Origin of the sequence: Vibrio sp. YT-15 (assembly GCF_033337445.1) — a bacterium.
Taxonomy (GTDB): Bacteria; Pseudomonadota; Gammaproteobacteria; order Enterobacterales; family Vibrionaceae; genus Vibrio; species Vibrio alginolyticus.
On sequence record NZ_JAWOQR010000171.1, the window covers coordinates 1 to 1,046 of the forward strand.

The window sequence follows — 1,046 nt, forward strand, 5'->3', positions numbered from 1 at the left end:
CATCCGGCTCGTTTGATGTGTCTGGTATCAACAAGCAACACAAACTGCCAGTGGGCGCGGACATTTCATCGTGTAACGATTGTCACAAAGAGCTGACTATCCATAAGCTCGGTGAGCATCCACATGCTGCCACCGACTTCCAACAATGTAAAAATTGCCATAACTCTGAACGTTCTGCGTTTTATCCTGGAATGGCGGCTGATCTAAAGTACCACGTGCACTCATTCCACGCCTTTGGCTCCGCTCATAGCGGTGAAGCGCCTTTCCCTGGCGCAGTCAACAACTGTGAGGCCTGCCATACCAATGCTCAATACAACTTACCTAGCCAACAAAATACGCGCCCTTCTCTGGCAAGTGGTAAGTACTTTAGTCCTGCATTAGTCGCCTGTGGCGCGTGTCACTTAGAGTCATCTTTAGCTAATGCTGACCCGAATACTGTGGCAGGAGATGCGCCTCTGAACCATATGCTGAATCACGGCGCGGTATTTGGAGCAGACACAGCAGCACAAGCAACGGGCTCCGAACAATGTGCGACTTGCCATGCTATTGGTCAGTCACAAGGGGTAGATAAGGTTCACAAGGTATACGACTACCGTTGAATTCGTCATTGAACACAATGCTTTGACAATTAAGGATAAGAAAAGGAAGAGCTATGAAAGCAATGTTTCTGCGGTGGTTGGTAGCTGGGATACTTGGGTTAGGCGTCATCTTCACCGTCAGTTCGGAAGATGTCGCCAAGCCAGAACCCGAAGCGGCGACGTTAACTCAAGAAGAAATTGAAACCATATTAGACACCAAGTTTTCCGAGGGAAAATATTCACGCCGCGGACCAGATGGCTGCCTTCGTTGCCATGACGATACATCAGATAAACCTGCAACGGGTATTTTCGATAACATCCACGGTAAGTCCGCAAACCTGCATGGGCCAATGAATGATAAACAGTGTGAAGCATGCCATGGTCCAGCGAACAATCACGAGCGCAATCCACGAAAAGGACAAGTTCGTGAGCCAATGATCACTTTTGGACCAAACTCCCCTGTTCCGG

The 1,046-nt window shown here is 48.9% G+C and carries 1 protein-coding gene and 1 pseudogene; both read left to right on the forward strand.

All coding sequences use genetic code 11. From position 1 onward, the window contains the following. Positions 1–599 (forward strand): multiheme c-type cytochrome (locus R7D93_RS26075; RefSeq protein ID WP_318129654.1); only part of this gene is annotated, 599 nt, incomplete at its 5' end. A 53-nt stretch (positions 600–652) separates the two neighbouring features. Beyond that, a pseudogene (locus R7D93_RS26080) lies at positions 653–1,046 on the forward strand (cystathionine beta-synthase); the annotation flags it as partial.